Origin of the sequence: Mammaliicoccus sp. K-M42, assembly GCF_022386375.1 — a bacterium.
Classification (GTDB): domain Bacteria; phylum Bacillota; class Bacilli; order Staphylococcales; family Staphylococcaceae; genus Mammaliicoccus; species Mammaliicoccus fleurettii.
Genome location: NZ_JAJNIS010000001.1, coordinates 61,308 through 79,903, shown reverse-complemented (window position 1 = coordinate 79,903; position 18,596 = coordinate 61,308). Strand labels below are relative to the sequence as shown.

The 18,596-nt window shown below is 31.2% G+C and carries 19 protein-coding genes; 13 read left to right on the top strand and 6 right to left on the bottom strand.

Going from position 1 to position 18,596, the window contains the following annotated elements; translation table 11 throughout:
• The first annotated feature begins 7 nt into the window (after positions 1-7).
• The 6 genes from lpdA (at position 8) to LQ668_RS00365 (ending at position 6,197) form a co-directional block, all read left to right on the top strand.
• Positions 8-1,420, top strand: a complete 1,413-nt coding sequence (gene lpdA, locus LQ668_RS00390; RefSeq protein ID WP_107509681.1) for a dihydrolipoyl dehydrogenase — start codon at positions 8-10, stop codon at positions 1,418-1,420.
• Between the two features lie 14 nt (positions 1,421-1,434).
• Positions 1,435-2,433: a thiamine pyrophosphate-dependent dehydrogenase E1 component subunit alpha gene (locus LQ668_RS00385; RefSeq protein WP_107509682.1), complete on the top strand. Its 999-nt coding sequence runs from the start codon at positions 1,435-1,437 to the stop codon at positions 2,431-2,433.
• Positions 2,426-3,409 carry an alpha-ketoacid dehydrogenase subunit beta gene (locus LQ668_RS00380; protein WP_078356590.1) on the top strand — a complete coding sequence of 328 codons (984 nt, stop codon included), beginning with the start codon at positions 2,426-2,428 and terminating at the stop codon, positions 3,407-3,409. Before LQ668_RS00385 ends, LQ668_RS00380 begins: the two co-directional genes overlap by 8 nt.
• Positions 3,410-3,420: 11 nt before the next feature.
• Positions 3,421-4,701 (top strand): dihydrolipoamide acetyltransferase family protein, encoded by a 1,281-nt coding sequence (locus LQ668_RS00375; protein WP_115337408.1) that lies wholly within the window; start codon positions 3,421-3,423, stop codon positions 4,699-4,701.
• A 74-nt stretch (positions 4,702-4,775) separates the two neighbouring features.
• Entirely contained in the window at positions 4,776-5,213 is a 438-nt protein-coding gene (locus tag LQ668_RS00370; protein ID WP_078356592.1) for a BrxA/BrxB family bacilliredoxin, read from the top strand.
• A gap of 18 nt (positions 5,214-5,231) precedes the next feature.
• Positions 5,232-6,197: an aromatic acid exporter family protein gene (locus LQ668_RS00365; protein WP_239732669.1), complete on the top strand. Its 966-nt coding sequence runs from the start codon at positions 5,232-5,234 to the stop codon at positions 6,195-6,197.
• Between the two features lie 106 nt (positions 6,198-6,303).
• Here LQ668_RS00365 and prli42 read toward each other — a convergent pair whose 3' ends face one another.
• A complete protein-coding gene (gene prli42 / locus LQ668_RS00360) occupies positions 6,304-6,405 on the bottom strand; it encodes a stressosome-associated protein Prli42 (protein WP_157946502.1) in 102 nt (33 codons plus the stop codon).
• A gap of 95 nt (positions 6,406-6,500) precedes the next feature.
• Here prli42 and LQ668_RS00355 point away from each other — a divergent pair, with 95 nt between their 5' ends.
• A complete protein-coding gene (locus LQ668_RS00355) occupies positions 6,501-7,616 on the top strand; it encodes a M20/M25/M40 family metallo-hydrolase (protein ID WP_078356594.1) in 1,116 nt (371 codons plus the stop codon).
• Positions 7,617-7,727: 111 nt separating this feature from the next.
• On the top strand, positions 7,728-9,131 hold the full coding sequence (gene gndA / locus LQ668_RS00350; RefSeq protein ID WP_107509685.1) for an NADP-dependent phosphogluconate dehydrogenase: 1,404 nt from the start codon (positions 7,728-7,730) through the stop codon (positions 9,129-9,131).
• 409 nt (positions 9,132-9,540) lie between these two features.
• Here gndA and LQ668_RS00345 read toward each other — a convergent pair whose 3' ends face one another.
• Positions 9,541-10,401 carry an effector binding domain-containing protein gene (locus tag LQ668_RS00345; protein WP_107509686.1) on the bottom strand — a complete coding sequence of 287 codons (861 nt, stop codon included), beginning with the start codon at positions 10,399-10,401 and terminating at the stop codon, positions 9,541-9,543.
• 28 nt (positions 10,402-10,429) lie between these two features.
• Positions 10,430-11,914, bottom strand: coding sequence for a glucose-6-phosphate dehydrogenase (zwf, locus tag LQ668_RS00340; protein WP_078356597.1), 1,485 nt, complete (start codon positions 11,912-11,914; stop codon positions 10,430-10,432).
• Between the two features lie 194 nt (positions 11,915-12,108).
• On the opposite strand from zwf, the gene rnz reads away from it, so the two are divergent.
• Positions 12,109-13,026: a ribonuclease Z gene (rnz, locus tag LQ668_RS00335; protein ID WP_078356598.1), complete on the top strand. Its 918-nt coding sequence runs from the start codon at positions 12,109-12,111 to the stop codon at positions 13,024-13,026.
• Positions 13,027-13,133: 107 nt separating this feature from the next.
• Here the strand turns inward: rnz and proC are convergent, their stop codons facing one another.
• A complete protein-coding gene (proC, locus tag LQ668_RS00330) occupies positions 13,134-13,949 on the bottom strand; it encodes a pyrroline-5-carboxylate reductase (protein ID WP_107509688.1) in 816 nt (271 codons plus the stop codon).
• 139 nt (positions 13,950-14,088) lie between these two features.
• Between proC and LQ668_RS00325 the strand changes: the two genes are divergently transcribed.
• Entirely contained in the window at positions 14,089-14,844 is a 756-nt protein-coding gene (locus LQ668_RS00325) for an SDR family NAD(P)-dependent oxidoreductase (RefSeq protein WP_078356600.1), read from the top strand.
• A 59-nt stretch (positions 14,845-14,903) separates the two neighbouring features.
• Here LQ668_RS00325 and LQ668_RS00320 read toward each other — a convergent pair whose 3' ends face one another.
• Positions 14,904-15,815, bottom strand: coding sequence for an aldo/keto reductase (locus tag LQ668_RS00320; protein WP_107509690.1), 912 nt, complete (start codon positions 15,813-15,815; stop codon positions 14,904-14,906).
• Positions 15,816-15,891: 76 nt separating this feature from the next.
• Between LQ668_RS00320 and LQ668_RS00315 the strand changes: the two genes are divergently transcribed.
• The 3 genes from LQ668_RS00315 to xerD all read left to right on the top strand — a co-directional run bounded on the left by LQ668_RS00315 (position 15,892) and on the right by xerD (position 17,981).
• Positions 15,892-16,434, top strand: coding sequence for an NUDIX hydrolase (locus tag LQ668_RS00315; RefSeq protein ID WP_078356602.1), 543 nt, complete (start codon positions 15,892-15,894; stop codon positions 16,432-16,434).
• A gap of 100 nt (positions 16,435-16,534) precedes the next feature.
• Positions 16,535-16,975, top strand: coding sequence for a ferric iron uptake transcriptional regulator (fur, locus tag LQ668_RS00310; RefSeq protein WP_016912376.1), 441 nt, complete (start codon positions 16,535-16,537; stop codon positions 16,973-16,975).
• A 94-nt stretch (positions 16,976-17,069) separates the two neighbouring features.
• Positions 17,070-17,981 (top strand): site-specific tyrosine recombinase XerD, encoded by a 912-nt coding sequence (gene xerD / locus LQ668_RS00305; RefSeq protein ID WP_078356603.1) that lies wholly within the window; start codon positions 17,070-17,072, stop codon positions 17,979-17,981.
• Between the two features lie 89 nt (positions 17,982-18,070).
• On the opposite strand, the gene LQ668_RS00300 is transcribed toward xerD, so the two are convergent.
• Positions 18,071-18,574, bottom strand: a complete 504-nt coding sequence (locus LQ668_RS00300; protein WP_203153300.1) for a DUF309 domain-containing protein — start codon at positions 18,572-18,574, stop codon at positions 18,071-18,073.
• Positions 18,575-18,596 lie beyond the last annotated feature (22 nt).

The following is an 18,596-nucleotide window of genomic DNA, read 5'->3' as shown; positions in this document are numbered from 1 at the left end:
TAATACTATGTCTAAAGAATATGATTTAGTAATTCTTGGTGGAGGAACTGCAGGTTATGTATCTGCAATACGTGCTTCTCAACTTGGAAAAAAAGTAGCGATAGTAGAGAAATACAAAATTGGTGGGACATGTTTGCATAAAGGTTGCATTCCGACGAAATCGTATTTAAAAACAGCTGAAATTTTAAGATATATTAACCATTCGAATGAATATGGTATAAAAACAGCTTCAGCAGATTTTGAAATGACAGATATCGTTGCGAAAAAAGATGAAACAGTTTCAACTATGTACAGTGGTGTTCAAAGCCTGATGAAGAAATATAAAATAGATATTTATGAAGGGAATGGCACAATACTAGGACCTTCACTGTTTTCACCTCAAGCTGGAACAGTTTCCGTTGAGTTTGAAAATGGAGAATCAGAACTTCTTGTGAACAATAATGTGCTTATAGCAACTGGATCTCGACCTGTTGAATTACCATTTTTAAAATTTAATCATCATACAGTCGTTTCTAGTGACGATATGATGCAATTAGAAAGTTTACCTCATAATATTTTAATTATAGGTGGTGGTGTAATTGGTCTTGAATTTGCTTCATTATTGAATGATTTAGGAGTAGAAGTTACTGTCATTGAAGCAGGTGATTCTATCATTCCTAATGAGCAACAAGAAATTAGTAAGACAATTAAACGCTCATTTGAAGAGAATGGTATTAAAATATATGAAAAATTGCCATTGTCAGAAGAAAATATTCTTGTCCAAGATAATCATGTTGAAGTTCAGATTCAAGATAGTAACGAAACCTTTGATAAAGTATTGGTCGCTGTTGGTAGAACACCAAACACTGAAGAGCTTAGCTTAAACAATACTAAAATAAAAACTGATGATAAAGGCTATATAATTACGAATGATGTTTATCAAACTGATGATAAACATATTTATGCTGTTGGAGATGTAATTGGTAATTACCAATTAGCCCACGTTGCAACAAAAGAAGGGACAATTGCGATTGAACATATGTTCGATCAAAATCCAATTTTGTTAGACTATTTAACAATACCTAGATGTATTTATACAAATCCAGAGGTGGCTTCAATTGGCATGACTGAACAAGATGCTAAAAATGAAAACATTTCTTTTAAAAAATTTAAAGTGCCATTTAAAGCTATTGGCAAATCTGTAATTGAGAACAATGGATTAGGTGAATGTATTTTAATTAAAGATATTGAAAATGAAAAAGTGCTCGGTATTCATATGATTGGTGCTAAAGTAACAGAATTGATTAATGAAGCAGCTCTATTTACATTTATGAATGGCTCAACTGAAGAATTAGCAACTACTGTACATGCACATCCATCTATAGGAGAAGTGCTTATGGAATTAGGACTAAAATCTGAGAATCGTGCTATTCACGTCTAAAGAGGAGAGATTAGATGTTAGATTATAAGACTGTCGGATTAACGCATGAAGACTTAAAAGAAATTTATAAATGGATGTTATTAGGAAGAAAAATTGACGAAAGAATGTGGTTACTAAACCGTGCGGGTAAATTGCCATTCGTCATTAGTTGCCAAGGTCAAGAAGCAACTCAAATTGGTACATATTTTGCTTTGAAAGATGAAGATGTATTAGCACCTTACTATAGAGATTTAGCTCTAGTAACTGCGCGTGGTATTTCAGCTGAAGAATCTATGTTAGCTGCATTTGCAAAACAAGGTGATACGTCAAGTGGTGGTAAGCAAATGCCTTCACACTTCAGTAAAAAAGATTTAAATATCCTAACACAAGGATCATGTGTTACTACACAAGTGCTGCATGCAGTTGGAGCAAGTTTGTCATTAAAAATGGATGGCAAAAAAAGTATTGCTCTTGCGACTCTTGGTGAAGGTAGTACGAGTCAAGGTGATTTTCATGAAGCTATGAATTTTGCAGGTGTCCATAAATTACCTTATATTTGTATCATTGAAAATAATAAATACGCTATCTCAGTACCAAGTCACTTGCAATATGCGACAGATGACCTGTCGTCAAGAGCAGCAGGTTATGGTGCTTTTGGAGAACAAGTTGATGGTAATGACCCAATAGCTGTTTATGAAGCTGTTAAACGTGCAAGAGAGCGTGCAATAAATGGTGAAGGACCAACCTTGATTGAAGCTCTATGTAGTAGGTTGACGCCTCACTCATCAGATGATGATGATAATTATCGTCCTTCAGATGAAATGAAACTTGAAAAAGAAAATGACTGTATGATTAAATTCAAAGAATATTTAGTTGAAAATGAAGTTGCTAATGTTGCGTGGTTTAATCAAATTGAAGAAGAAATTAAACAGGAAATAAATACTGCTACAAAAAATGCTGAAAAAGCACCTTATCCACTACCTGAAGAAGCTTTAACACATGTATATGATCAAGGAGGCGAAAAAAATGCCTAAGTTATCTTATCTTGATGCAATTAATCAAGCAATGGACCAAGCAATGGAAAAAGACAATAATGTATTTGTAATTGGAGAAGACGTTGGCCTTAAAGGTGGCGTATTTGGTGCTACTAAAAATCTATATAATAAATACGGTAATGGCAGAGTGTTAGATTCACCATTAGCAGAATCTAATATTGTGGGTGCTTCAATTGGAGCGGCTATGATGGGAAAAAGACCTGTAGCAGAAATTCAATTTGCTGAGTATATCGTTCCAGCGACTAATCAAATCATTAATGAAGCTGCAAAAATTAGATATAGATCAAATAATGATTGGGATTGTCCGCTTACGATAAGAAGTCCTTTTGGTGGAGGAATTCACGGTGCGCTTTATCATTCCCAAAGTATTGAAAGTATATTTTGTTCAACTCCAGGTTTAAGAGTTGTTATTCCATCAAGTCCATATGATGCTAAAGGCCTATTACTTGCATCAATAGAAGACAACGATCCTGTATTGTATTTTGAACATAAAAAAGCTTATCGATTATTAAAAGAAGAAGTACCTGAAGAATACTATACTGTGCCATTAGATAAAGCGGATGTTAAACGAGAAGGATCTGATATTACAGTGTTTACGTATGGTTTATGTGTAAACTATGCACTTCAAGCAGCTGAAATATTATCAACAGAAGGTATCGATGCTGAAATTGTGGATTTACGTTCAATATATCCATTAGATAAAGAAACTATTATTAATTGTGCGAAAAAGACTGGTAAAGTATTGGTTGTTACAGAAGACAATTTAGAAGGTAGTGTTATAAGTGAAGTTTCAGCTATAATAGCTGAAAACTGTTTGTTTGACTTAGATGCGCCAATAGCAAGACTTGCAGGTCCAGACGTACCAGCTATGCCATTTTCACCGCCAATGGAAGACTTCTTTATGATGAATCCAGAGAAAATAGAACAAAAAATGAGAACATTAGCTGAATTTTAGGAGGTTAAATTATGGACGTAAAGATGCCGAAACTTGGAGAAAGTGTTCATGAAGGTACAATCGAACAATGGTTAGTTAAACCCGGAGATACGATTGAAGAATATGATGCATTATGTGAAGTGATTACAGATAAGGTTACAGCTGAAGTACCTTCAACATATAGTGGTACAATTAAAGAAATCGTTGTCGAAGCAGGCGAAACTGTTGATGTTGGGACTGTTATTTGTCGTATGGAAGTAGAAGGCGATATTCCAACAGATGAAAATGTTGGTTATTCTGAAGTAGTTCATGATAGCTTACAAGTAGCAGAAACTGATCAAGAAGATAATGTTGCTAACAAAAATAATTCAGATAATAAATTAAATAATGGTCAATATTCACCTGTTGTATTTAAATTAGCAAGTGAAAACAACATTAATTTAGAGAATGTAAAAGGTACTGGCAACCTAGGTAGAGTGACAAAGAAAGATATTTTAAATGCGATTGAAAATGGTACGGTTGATGTATCTAACACTCAACAAAATGTTGAAGAAAAAACGACTGAAGTATCCAATGCGAGTTTCCAAAACGTATCAAACGAAAGTACAAATATACCTGGAGATTCTGTTCCTATAAATGGCGTAAGAAGAGCAATAGCTAATAAAATGGTTCAAAGTGTTAATGAAATTCCACATGCTTGGATGATGGTTGAAGTAGACGCTACAGATCTTGTTAAAACAAGACAGCATCATAAAACTTCCTTCAAGCAAAATGAAGGTTATAATTTAACATTTTTCGCATTTTTTGTTAAAGCTGTAGCAGAAGGTTTAAAAAAATATCCAATGCTTAATAGTACTTGGGCGAATGATGAAATTAAAATTCATAAAGATATAAACGTTTCTATAGCAGTTGCAAGTGAAGATAAATTATACGTTCCAGTTATTAAAAATGCAGATGATAAATCTATTAAAGGTATTGCAAAAGAAATAAATGATTTAGCTACTAGAGGTAGAAAACATCAACTCACTTCTCAAGATATGCAAGGTGGAACTTTCACTGTGAATAATACAGGTTCATTTGGATCTGTTTCTTCTATGGGAATTATTAATTACCCTCAAGCAGCTATTTTACAAGTAGAATCAATAGTAAAAAGACCAGTCGTTGTAAATGATATGATTGGCATACGCGATATGGTCAATTTATCTTTATCAATTGATCATAGAATATTAGATGGTTTAATGGCTGGTGAATTTTTGAAATATGTAAAAGAAAGAATACAAAGCATGACTGTTGAGAACACTTCTATATATTAATGAAACCTTGTCATTGTTTTAACTTTAATTCTCCTGTAAAATAGACTTATCTATTATTACAGGAGGCTTTTTATATGGAAATGGATTTCAATTTATATATGAATGATGTAGTCAGTTCTGCTCGAAATGAGATTGAATCAGCAGGTTACAAACAATTAACATCAAAAGAAGAAGTTGAAGAAACTTTTAATAAACCAGGAACAACATTTGTGATGGTAAATTCAGTTTGTGGATGTGCAGGTGGTATAGCTAGACCAGCAGCTCAACACGCACTACACTATGATAAATTACCTGATCAATTAGTTACAGTATTCGCTGGTCAAGATAAAGAAGCTACAGAAACTGCTAGAGATTACTTTGAAGGTTATCCACCATCAAGTCCATCATTTGCATTTCTTAAAGATGGAAAAATTGTTAAAATGATTGAAAGACATGAAATTGAAGGACATGATCCAATGAGTGTTATTACAAACATTCAAGCATTATTTGAAGAACATTGTGCAGAATTATAAAGGATTGGTTAATTTCCTATGCAAATAAAATCGTATAGAATTGGTTATAGAACTTTAAAGACTGCCTTAGGGATGACATTAGCTGTCATCCTTTCTCAGTTAATAGGATTAGATAATTACGCTTCAAGTGCAATTCTCGTTGTACTTTGCATTAAAGATACAAGGATCAAGTCTTTTGAAGCAGCTATATATCGTTTTATAGCGTGTTTCATAGCGATAATGATAGGATCTGTATTTTTCACATATTTAGGTAGCACACCTATAATATTAGGGATAATGGTTTTATTATTTATTCCAGTCACAGTTATGGTAGGCGTTCAAGAAGGAATTGTAACGAGTTGTGTTATAATTTTACATTTATACATGGCTAAAACAATTGATTTTCACTTAATCATAAATGAAATTTTATTACTAATTATAGGTATCGGTATTGCATTAATCATGAATATGTTTATGCCTAGTTTAGATCATAAACTCAATCAATATAAAAGAAAAATTGAAGATGACTTTATTATTATTACTTTTGTATTTAGTGAAGCCTTAAAAGACCCTAACAAAAAAATAAATACACCTTCATTTGATCAAGTATCTCAAAATATTAAAAAAGCTAAATCATTAGCGTTCAGAGAAGTTAAAAATCATTTTGTTAGAAATGAAAATTCTTACTATCATTATTTTGATATGAGACAAGAACAACTCTCATTATTGAAACGCATGAAAAATTTGATTGAATCAATGCAACACAGTAATCACGCTCATTATTTATGTAGTGAATTAATGCTTGATGTTTCTCAGAATGTTCAAAGTAAAGATTACTCATTAATGAGATTGCATAGTTTATACGAAATAAAAATTAAATTACAATCTATAGACTTACCTAGAACTCATGAAGAACTCGAAAGTATAGCAGCACTCATTCAATTATTAAATGAAGTTGAGGAATATTTATTAATCAAATCACAATTTGGTAGTTTGAAAAAATAGTAAGTTTATAAGTTAATATTTAAAAAAAATCACCCAATCCGAAAATGAATTCAATGGATTGGGTGATTTATTTTGAGAAAGATAATTATATCTCGCTATTTTTAGTTTATGATAGTAGAAATGGCAAAACACCAGATAGTACTAATGCTGCAACTATTGCTACTAACATTACTATGATGACTATTTTACGAACTTTCTTGTTTAGCATGGAAACCCTCACTTTGAACAATAATTTTGTATATATTTATTAACTATTATACACTAGTTAATGAGATATTTAAATAAATGAAATGAGGGACCATCATGATCAATGAAGAAAGATTACTTAATACATTCTTAGAATTAATAAAAGTTGATTCTGAAACTAAAAATGAAAGAAAAATTGCTGACTTACTTAAACAAAAATTTACTGAACTAGGTTTAGAAGTTAAAGAAGATGATTCAGCAACTGAAACGGGTTATGGGGCAGGAAACCTAATATGTAAATTAAAAGGTCAGGATAGTAGCAAAACTCCAATTTATTTTACAAGCCATATGGACACAGTAACTCCTGGGAATAATATTGAACCGGAACTACGTGAAGATGGTTATATATATTCAAAGGGTGAAACAATCTTAGGATCAGATGACAAAGCTGGATTGGCAGCGATATTAGAAGCAATCAAAGTTATGCAAGATGACAATATCAAGCATGGAGATATTGAATTTATCATTACTGTTGGCGAAGAATCAGGACTAGTAGGTGCTAAAGCATTAAACCCTGAAGACATAAATGCTAAATTTGGTTATGCAATTGATGCTCCTGGTAAAGTTGGAACAACAGTTGTTGCAGCTCCAACTCAAGCTAAAATTGAAACAATTATTAAAGGAAAAACTGCTCATGCTGGATTAGAACCAGAAAAAGGAGTATCTGCAATAAATATTGCTGCTAAAGCTATTAGTCATATGAGTTTAGGAAGAATTGATGAAGAAACGACTGCTAATATTGGTAGATTTGAAGGTGGTACAGCTACTAATATCGTTAGTGACCACGTATATATACTTGCAGAAGCTAGATCATTAAATGACGAAAAAATGAATCAACAAGTATCACATATGAAAGAAGCTTTTGAAAAAACAGCAGAAGAATTTGGTTGTACTGCTGAAGTAAATGTACAAATCATGTACCCAAGCTTTAATTTATCTGAAAAAGATGAAGTTGTAAAATTAGCTATTAAAGCGTCAGAAAAAATAGGTCGTCAACCAGAACTTGTAAAATTAGGTGGCGGTTCAGATGGTAATATTATAAGTGGATTTGGAATACCTACTGTAGTATTAGGTGTTGGATACGAATATATTCATACTAAAAATGAACGTATGCCAGTTGAAGAATTACAAAAAATTACAGAGCAAATAGTCGCAATATCTGAATTAGCATAAAAAAACACTAATGTAAACGTATTCATTTAATTTTAAGGTGCTATAAGACGCGAAACCAATTCAAATTATGTTAAAATATACTAGAAAATGAAAAAAAGTGAGGTTAATTTCATGACACAACAAATAGGCGTAGTTGGTTTAGCTGTAATGGGTAAAAACTTGGCTTGGAATATTGAATCACGTGGCTACTCAGTCTCAGTATATAACCGTTCTAAAGAAAAAGTCGACCAAATGGTTGAAGAATCAAAAGGTAAAAATATACATCCGAACTATTCTATTGAAGAATTTGTAGATTCATTAGAAAAACCAAGAAAAATTTTACTTATGGTAAAAGCTGGTGAAGCAACAGATAAAACGATTGATAGCTTATTACCATTATTAGATAAAGGCGATATTCTTATTGATGGTGGAAACACGAACTATTTAGATACTATTCGTAGAAATCAATTCTTAGACGAGAGTGGAATAAACTTCATCGGTACTGGCGTTTCAGGTGGAGAAGAAGGTGCATTAACTGGACCTTCAATCATGCCTGGTGGACAGAAGGAAGCTTATGATTTGGTAGCACCAATTTTAGAAAGTATTTCTGCAAAAGCATCTGACGGATCACCATGTGTGACATACGTTGGACCAGATGGTGCGGGACACTATGTGAAAATGGTGCATAACGGTATTGAATATGCAGATATGCAATTAATTGCAGAAAGTTATGACTTAATGAAACGTGTATTACACATGGATCATAAAGAAATTGCAGAAACATTTAAGTCATGGAATACTGGCGAATTAGAAAGTTATCTTATCGAAATTACTGGTGAAATCTTTAACAAACTAGATGAAGATGGAACACCATTAGTTGAAAAAATTATGGATAAAGCTGGACAAAAAGGTACTGGTAAATGGACTTCAATTAATGCTTTAGAATTAGGAATTCCATTGACTATTATTACTGAATCAGTATTTGCTAGATTTATTTCATCATTTAAAGATGAAAGAGTTAAAGCAAGCACTGCATTTAATCCAGAAGTTACAGAATTCGATGGAGATAAAGAGGCATTCTTAGAACAAATCAGACAAGCACTTTATATGAGTAAAATTTGTGGTTATGCTCAAGGGTTTGCTCAAATGAAAACTGCGAGTGAAACAAATAACTGGGACTTGAAATTAGGCGAATTAGCTATGATTTGGAGAGAAGGTTGTATCATTCGTGCTCAATTCTTACAAAAAATCAAAGAAGCTTATGATAATGATAAAGATTTAACAAACTTATTATTAGATCCATACTTCAATGATATTGTTGCTAAATATCAAGGTTCATTAAGAGAAGTGTCAGCAACAGCTATAAAAGCTGGTATTGCAACACCAGGTTTCTCTTCAGCTATAAACTATTTCGATAGTTATAGATCAGAAGATTTACCAGCCAACTTAATTCAAGCACAACGTGATTACTTTGGTGCACATACTTATGAGCGTAAAGATAAAGAAGGTATTTTCCACACTGAGTGGACTAAATAAATAGAGTTTGGAACATATTTCCTAACTCAAAATAAATAAGCATATCACTAAACTGATTTTTTAAAGTTTACAGTGATATGCTTATTTTTTATAAAATACTACGATTTTATACGTGCATGCTTGCCTAGGGTATGGTTCGAGCCTGTAGTCTCTCACGCATACTATTCCCTCAGGCGTCCGCACTTTACAAAATCGTTAACAGTATCTATTTATATAAAATCTTTCGATTTTGTAGTGCATTTGCCAGAGGGTATGGTTCGAGCCTGTAGTCTCTCACGCATACTATTCCCTCAGGCGTCAGCACTACAAAATCGTGATAAATAATTATTTTTATACAAAAAAGCACTTTCGAATAATTTAATTAATAATAAAAACTAAATTAACGAAGTGCTTTCACTTATCATTTTGATTAATTCAATCTTTTATGATCGATTGGAACCCATAGTTGTACTTTTGATATTTCCTGATTAAAGTTAACATCTAATGGGTACACTTCTACGTAAAAGTCATCATGCAAATAGGGCATTTTAAGTTGCCATTGATTTTCAATATGGTGCCAAGCTTCACTTACTACAAAATCTAATTCACCTTGTAAATTAAATGTTGCGAAGTGATGTCCAGGTAAATAATAATTATCTAAATGACCTGGGTAGCGATCACTAGGAACACCCACAAATACTTCTAGTCCATCTATAAGTGGTCTTCTAACAATAAATAATTGATGGGGTTTTACATCATTATATTTAATGAAATCTTCGATATATTTATTTTCTAATAACATTTCTAATAAATCAGGTATTAAAAAATGATTATCTAGTTCGTTTGAATGATAATGATGATTCTTGCCAACTAATTTTAAATCATCTTTATACTGTAATGAATAATTTAAAGGTTCCGTCTCAGTTGATGTTAACTTTATAGATACACGTTTTTTGATTTTTAACATAGATTGATGTGTCTTTGTTTGTAAAGGACTTATACCATGATATTCATTATAATCATGTGCGAAAGCGTTAGCGTCTTTATAGCCATACTTAAGTGCAATATCTAGTATTCTTGAGTGACCGCTAAGAATATCAAAAGCCGCTTCTGTCATTTTTCTCGCATTTTGATATTCAATAGGTGTCATACCAATCACCATTGTAAATGTTTGATTCAAATGAAATGGTGATTGGTCTACATGTTCACTTAAAGTTTGCAAATCAATATTGCTCAGTAAATGGTCTTCTATGTACACAATCGCTCTCTGTAAAACTTTAATTACTTCCAATGTTCAGTCACTCCTGTTGGTAGAAAGATTAGTTAATATCGTCCCACCATTTAAATCCATCAATAGACAATAATAGCTGACTTTTTATTGGTCCATTAGTGCCAGCTCTATAATTTGGGAATGGTGCTTTATCATTGTCCCACACATTTTGTATTACATCTACATATTTCCATGTAGCTTTTAGTTCTTCCCAATGAGTGAAGTTGGTAGCATCACCTTTAAGACAATCAAATATTAGATTCTCATATGCATCGACAGTGTTCATTTTATCTTGAGCACTCATTGAATATGATAATTGTACTGGTTCAGTTTCAATGCCTTGAACTTGTTTTTTAGCATTTAAATGTAATGATAAACCTTCATTAGGTTGTATGTTGATAACTAATAAATTTGATTCTAATTCTGAATCACGGTCATAATATAAGTTCATAGGTACTTCTTTAAATTCAACAATAACTTGAATACCTTTTTTCTTCATTCTTTTACCAGTTCTAATAAAGAATGGTACGCCAGCCCATCTAAAGTTATCGATTAATAATTTACCTGCAACGAAAGTAGGAGTGTTAGAATCATCTGCCACTTTCTCTTCTTCTCTATAACTTTTAACTTGTTCTCCATCAATTTGACCTTTGTCATATTGTCCTCTAACAAAGTTTTGTTTTACTTCTGATTCATTTAGAGGTCTTATAGAACGTAAAACTTTTACTTTTTCATTTCTAACGTCTTCACTATTTAAACTAATAGGGGGTTCCATTGCTAATAAAGCTACCATTTGTAACATGTGATTTTGGAACATATCTTTAAGTGCGCCACTATTTTCATAATAGCCTCCACGATCTTCGACACCTAAAATTTCAGATGAAGTTACTTGTACGTTTGAAATGTATTTATTATTCCATAATGGTTCAAACATAGCATTAGCAAATCTTAACACTTCAATGTTCTGAACCATATCTTTGCCTAAGTAGTGGTCTATTCTATATATTTCTTCTTCTTTAAATGAACGTCTTATTTGTATATTTAATTCTTCTGCAGATGCTAAATCAGTACCAAAAGGTTTTTCTATAATTAATCTTTTAAAACCATCAGTCTCAGTTAAGCCAGATGATTTTAAGAAGTCGGTTACAGTTCCGAAAAATTGAGGTGCCATAGCTAGATAAAATAATCTATTGCCTTCTAATTGATATTTAGAATTTAATTCATTTGAAAAAGTTAATAACGCTTCATAACTAGAAGGGTCACTCACATCATGTGATTGATAAAATACATGTTCCATAAATTCATCTAATTTATCTGTATCTTGAACATGCTTTTCTACTGAAATTTTAATTTCATTTCTGAATTTTTCAGTAGACCAATCTCTTCGTCCAACACCAATAATTGCAATGTGGTCATCTAGTTGGTTTTGTTGATATAAATGAAAAATAGATGGGAATAATTTACGATGACTTAAATCACCTGTTGCCCCAAATATTGTAATTAAACATGGGATATTTTTAGTTTCGGTTGTCATTTATTTACCTCGATTCTCTAACTTTGTTGCTTTTTACAATATCATTTATTATAACATGTTACTAATTGATATTCTTCAATTTAAACTGTTAATTTTCAATTTATTCAGTAATTTGTATAATAACAGGTTTATTTATGTATTTTTATAAATCACAGTTAAGAACATGTTATAATAATTTCGTAAGGAGGAAGACAATGGAACTAACATTTTTAGGCACAAGTGCCGGACTGCCGACTAAAGAAAGAAATACACAATCTATTGCCTTTAATTGCCTTCCACATGAAAATCAAATTTGGTTATTTGATGTAGGAGAAGCAACTCAGCACAGAATATTGCATACAGGCATAAAGCTGGGTAAGGTAAGTCACATATTTATAACGCACTTACATGGTGATCATATATTTGGATTACCTGGATTATTAACGAGTCGTTCCTTCCAAGGTGGTAAAGATAAACCGTTAACGATAATAGGGCCAAAAGGAATTGCAAAATTTATTCATACGGCTCTAGAAATATCACAATCAAATTTAAATTATCAAATTACAGTAAATGAGTTTAATACAGAAACTGAATTAAATGTAGATAGTTTTCATATTCAAGCTTTGCCTTTAAAGCATGGTATTTTATCTGTTGGTTATAGAATTACAGCACCAGACATAGAAGGTAAATTAGATGTAGAAAAGCTTAAGGCTTTAGGTATTGAACCTGGCCCAAAATATCAAGAAGTTAAAGCTAATGAAACATTCGAATATAATAATCAAACTTATCAATCAAAAGATTTCAAGGGACCAAAGAAGAAAGGTAAAGTTATCACGATATTTGGAGATACTATGCCTTGTCAAAATGAACTAATTCTAGCTAAAGATGCAGACGTAATAGTGCATGAAACGACATATATAGAAGGCGATAAAAATTTAGCTAATTCTTATTTTCATAGTCATATTGATGATGTATTTCAATTAATGAGAGATGAAAACGTTAAAAAAGGATTGTTCACACATTTATCTAATCGATATGAACTAGAAGATATAAAAGAAATAGAACAATCCTTAATAAAAAATACAGATCAAGAATTTTACTTTGTAAAAGATTATGATCATTTTCAAATATAAATAAGAAGTCTTCTATAAAAGTGTAGTAATAACTATTGAGATAAAAACTGATTAGACTTAATTGAAAAAAAGATGAAAGTATCGTATTGATACTTTCATCTTTTTTATTAATCTTCTTCAGCTTCAGCAAGCTCGACACTTCTTTTTACAGCAGCATTCAAACAATCTAAGAAAACAGCTTCGATATCATGATTACTTAAAGCATTTAATCCTGCTTGTGTTGTACCACCTTTAGATGTAATGTTTTTACGTAATTGATCCATTTTTAAATCTGAACGTTCGATCATTTTACCTGTACCAATAATTAATTCTTTTATAGACTCTTCAACTTGTGATTGTTCGATACCAAGTTTAGTACCAGCATTTACATATTGTTCAAATACGTGGTATAGAAATGCAGGACCACTACCTGTAATGGCAGTTACTTGATGTAAATGGTCTTCTTTTACTTCTAAAGCAGTACCAAATGCTTCGATAAGCGTTAATACTTCTTGTTTAGAATTTGGACCAAAGTTAGTTGAGAAGCTAATTCCTGTAACAGAATGCCCAACGTGTGCATTTGTATTCGGCATAATTCGTGCTATTGGATTTTTAACTTGCAAATTCTCTCTAATATAACTAATTGGTAAACCAGCCATAATTGAAATGAATTTGTTGTCTTTTGTGATGTAAGGTTTAATACGTTCAGCTAATTTTAAAAAGTCATAAGGCTTAGTACTTAAGAAAACATAATCAGCATCTTTTAATAATTCTTCATCATCATAGCTATAACTCACGCCTAATGTGTCATGATAACCTTCTAATTTTTCCAGATTAGATTTGTTTGTTAAAAAAATATTTTCAGGCTCAATTGATTTACTGTTTACTATTCCTGTAAAAATTGCATTTGCCATATTACCAGATCCATAAAAAACTATTTTCATAATAAAACCACTCACTTCCATAAGAATTCATTTTAATTATAAAGTAATTAAAACTTATGTCAAAAGTGCTTGTATATAATTTAGCAGTTAGAAAAATTTGTGATACATTAAATATAATAAGCAAAAAAGGATGATTGTAATGCTAGGTAAACATTATATGCTAACAGGAGCAACGGGTTCATTAGGAGAAAATATAATTCAAGCTCTCAATAAACATGGAGCATATGTATCAATAATTGTTAGAAACAAAGAAAAAGCAAATAAGTTAAAAGCTAAATATAAAAATATATTAGATGTATATATACTAAATATGAATGATTTAACTCAAATTGAATCTTTTATAGTATCAGAAAATATAAAATATGATGGCATTATTAATAATGCAGGGTTAGGTTATTTTAAATCAAACGAAGCGCATACTACTGAAGAAATTAAGGAAATATATAATATCAACCTCATAAATCTTATTATTTTAATAAATAAAATTATGCCTAATTTAAAAAGAGGTTCCTCAATAGTGAACATTTCGTCTATTTCTGCAAAGGTAACAACGCCATACGGAAGTCATTATGCGGCATCTAAAGCAGCTTTAAGTAGTTTTACGAACGCACTTAGATTAGAAAGAGAAGATTTGCATGTTCTAACAGTTCATCCGGGTCCATTTAAGTCTCAATTTCATTTAAAAGCGGATCCTACAGGAACATTTCAAAAACTTACAAAAAATATTCAACTTGATGTCGATGAATTAGCAGAAAATATTGTTAGAGGAATGATAAAAAAGAAAATAGAAATTAATGAACCACAGTGGATGGATTTTGGTTTGAGATTTTATCAATTAGCGCCAAGAACATTCGAAAAGATATTTAAAAAAGGGTTTTTAAGCAAAAAAATATAAAACACGCCCAATCCAAAATAAATGAATTTGGATTGAGCGTGTTTTGTTTGTCTTAAATTTTATGATAAGTGATTTGTATACTCTAGATTCTTAACGATTGCTCTTGCATGTTTGATTTCTTTTTCTGTTAATGATTGGTTATAGTTTTGAATACTATCTTTAAGTTGATCTGGTGAGCTTGCACCTGTAATAATTGACCCGAGTGCATTGAAAGACTTCAAATAATTGAAAGTGACTGCTGACAAATTATCATATTCTTTATTGAGCTGAGAAATCGTGTCTGAAAGATCATTATAATTGTATTCTAAAAAACCATCTTTGAATTTTTTATTTAGTATTTCAGTGGATTTGCCTGTTAATAAACCTTTGGATACTGGGCCTCTCGCTAATATTTTTACATCATGTTGATCTATTTTTTCTAATAAATCTTCTGGTCTATTATCTAAAAGACTAAATTGCATCATGATTGTCTCAATATTACTATTTTCTAAATAATAATCAATGACGTTTGGTCGGATAGAAGAAATACCATATGCTTTAATTAAACCTTCTTCTTTCAATCTTTCAAATGCTTCGATTGATTCGTCTTTATTATCTTCAATTGTACCACCATGTAACATATATAAATCTAATTGTTCAATGTTTAATCTTTGTAATGATGCTTTAATGCTATTCATTATATGCTCTTTAGAAGGATCCCAAAAGTGTTCTTTTGTTTCTTTGTTAAAATGATTTCCAACTTTCGAACCTATAACAATACCATTTTGATCTTGATATTTCTTTAAAATTTTTCCTACTATTTTTTCATTTTCACCGAAATCATATAAGTCTGCTGTATCAAAATAAGTGATACCTTGTTGAATGGCTTCATCTATAATTGTTTCAGCATGATTTGAATCTGTGCCTAAACTCATACAACCTAAGCCAACTTCTGAAATTTCAATGCCACTTTTTAATATATTTTTTTGCATATTGAAGCTCCTTTCGCTACACTTTATATATTAAGTTTAGCAGATAAATTATTTAAATGAAAAGAGGGGCACTTGAATGAAATTAACAGAAGAAACGATATCGAAAGAAAATATATATAATGGAAGAATTATCAACCTTGAAAAGCATAAAGTTAAATTACCAAATGGTAAAACAAGTGAACGTGAAATTGTTTTACATAATGGGGCAGTTTCAGTACTAGCAATAACACCAGAAAATGAAGTTATTGTTGTAGAGCAGTTTAGAAAAGCTATGGAGAAAACTTTGATTGAAATACCAGCCGGTAAATTAGAAGTTGGAGAAGAAAGAGAAAGTGCTGCTTTACGTGAATTAGAAGAAGAAACAGGTTATATAGCTGATAAATTAGAACTTATAGGTGAAGTTTATGGGTGCCCAGGATTTTGTAACGAAAAAGTGAGTATATATATCGCTAAAGATTTAACGGAAGGAAAAGTTAATTTAGACGAAGACGAATTTCTACACTTAAGTAAAATACCAGTAGAAAAAATTAAATCACTTTTATTGTCACAAGAGATTGAAGATGCTAAGACAATGATCGCATTTCAATACTTATTACTAAATTATAATCATTCTAAATAAAAGGGCATTTTCTCTTGCTTTTTAATCATATTATTGGTATTTTAGTATACGAATACAATTCTAATTGATAATGATTTTATTTAAGAAAGAAGGTGTCAAGTTGGAAGAACGTATACAACGTGTGAAAGAACAATTACACAAAGCTTCCTACAAACTAACGCCGCAAAGAGAAGCGACAGTTAGAGTACTACTTGAGAATGAAGCCGATCATTTAAGTGCGGAAGATGTTTACTTAAAAGTTAAAGATAAGGCACCTGAGATTGGATTAGCAACTGTTTATCGAACACTTGAACTTTTAGCTGAACTAAAAGTAGTTGATAAAATTAACTTTGGTGATGGCGTTGCAAGATTTGATTTGAGAAAAGAAGGTGCAAAACATTTCCATCATCATATGGTATGTATGGAATGTGGAGCAGTTGATGAAATTGAAGAAGATTTATTAGAAGACGTTGAACGTCGTGTTGAGAAAGAATTTAACTTTAAAATTTTGGACCATCGATTGACTTTCCATGGTGTTTGTCATAGATGTCGTGAAGAATAAATCTATATATTTTGACGTTACTAAAAGAAGTTACATACTGATTTTAGTGATGTCTTTTTTTATGGTAAAATAGTGACAATAACGAGGTGAGTATATGGATCAAATCATAAATGAATTCATAGATTTTATAAGATTAGAAAAAGGGTTAAGTCAAAATACAATTCAATCTTATAAACGAGATTTAACACAATATAATAAATATATAAATGAGCATAAAGTTAGTCACATTGATAATATAGACCGTATTGTTATTCAAAAATATTTTGCTCATTTAAAAGAAGAAGGAAAATCTTCTAAAACAATTGCTAGATTAGCAGCTACTATAAGAAGCTTTCACCAGTTTGCAATTAGAGAAAAGTATGCTGTAAAAGATCCAACAATTCTTATTGAAACACCGAAATACGAACAAAAACTTCCAGATGTCTTAAGTGAAGAAGAAGTTAACCAGTTACTTACATTTACGCATATCACAAACGAGAGAGACGAACGTGATAGAGCAATGCTTGAATTACTTTATGGTACAGGCGTAAGGGTAACAGAGCTCATTCAATTAAAAGTAGAAGATGTAAATTTGACAATGGGTTTTATAAGAGTATTTGGTAAAGGGAATAAAGAAAGAATTGTACCTCTTGGTGATCATTTAATGGCTGTGTTGAAACGTTATATACAAGAAGTGAGACCGAATTTATTGAAGAAACAAATAACAGATGTATTATTTTTAAATGCTAGAGGTACAGCTTTAACTCGTCAAGGATTTTGGAAAATATTAAAAAAAATCGGATTTGAAAAAGGTATTACTAAAACTTTAACGCCACATACTTTACGGCATTCGTTTGCAACACATTTGTTAGAAAATGGAGCAGACCTTAGAGCTGTTCAAGAAATGTTAGGACACTCTGACATTTCAACAACTCAGCTCTACACACATATTTCTAAAAAACAAATAAGAGATATGTACTTGAATTACCATCCGAGAGCAAAAAAGGAGATTAAGCATGAAGAATAATAAATCACAAAATAATGAAACGAAAAAATATAGAACATTAGCTGTTCTATTAACTTTTGCAATAGTGTGGGGATTTGTTTATTGGTTATTTATAGTTTAGAATGACGTTGGTTGTAAGCTGAATTTCTGCTTTCTATAACTTCCGTACGGTCACGAAGCAGATGATGATGCTTAATATAATCTGATACATCTTTATTATAGTTAAAATCAAAGTCATCATAAGTACTTTCTAAAGCTTGGTAACATGCTTTAGTTAATGGAAGCTGTATATTGCGATATACTTTACCTTGATCAATTCGCATGATTTGCGACTTAATAATTGATACATAAGGTGTCTTTTCAATACCTAAGTGGTGAAATTCATCATTAGCCTCTGCGATTTGCAAAGATTTTTTATATGTTTTAAGTGCGCCAGTAATATTTCCACGTCTATAGTGATAACAAGCAGTAGAAAATAATATTAAACTAACTATTGAGTCGTTTTTACTAAAATTCTCATATTCTTTCCAATGTTCTTCTAAAATATCGTGACATTCAAAGTAATGTCTTAAGACATGGAAATGATAATGAAATGACATAACTTGTGTTTCCATTTTAAATCCCTCTTAGCATAGA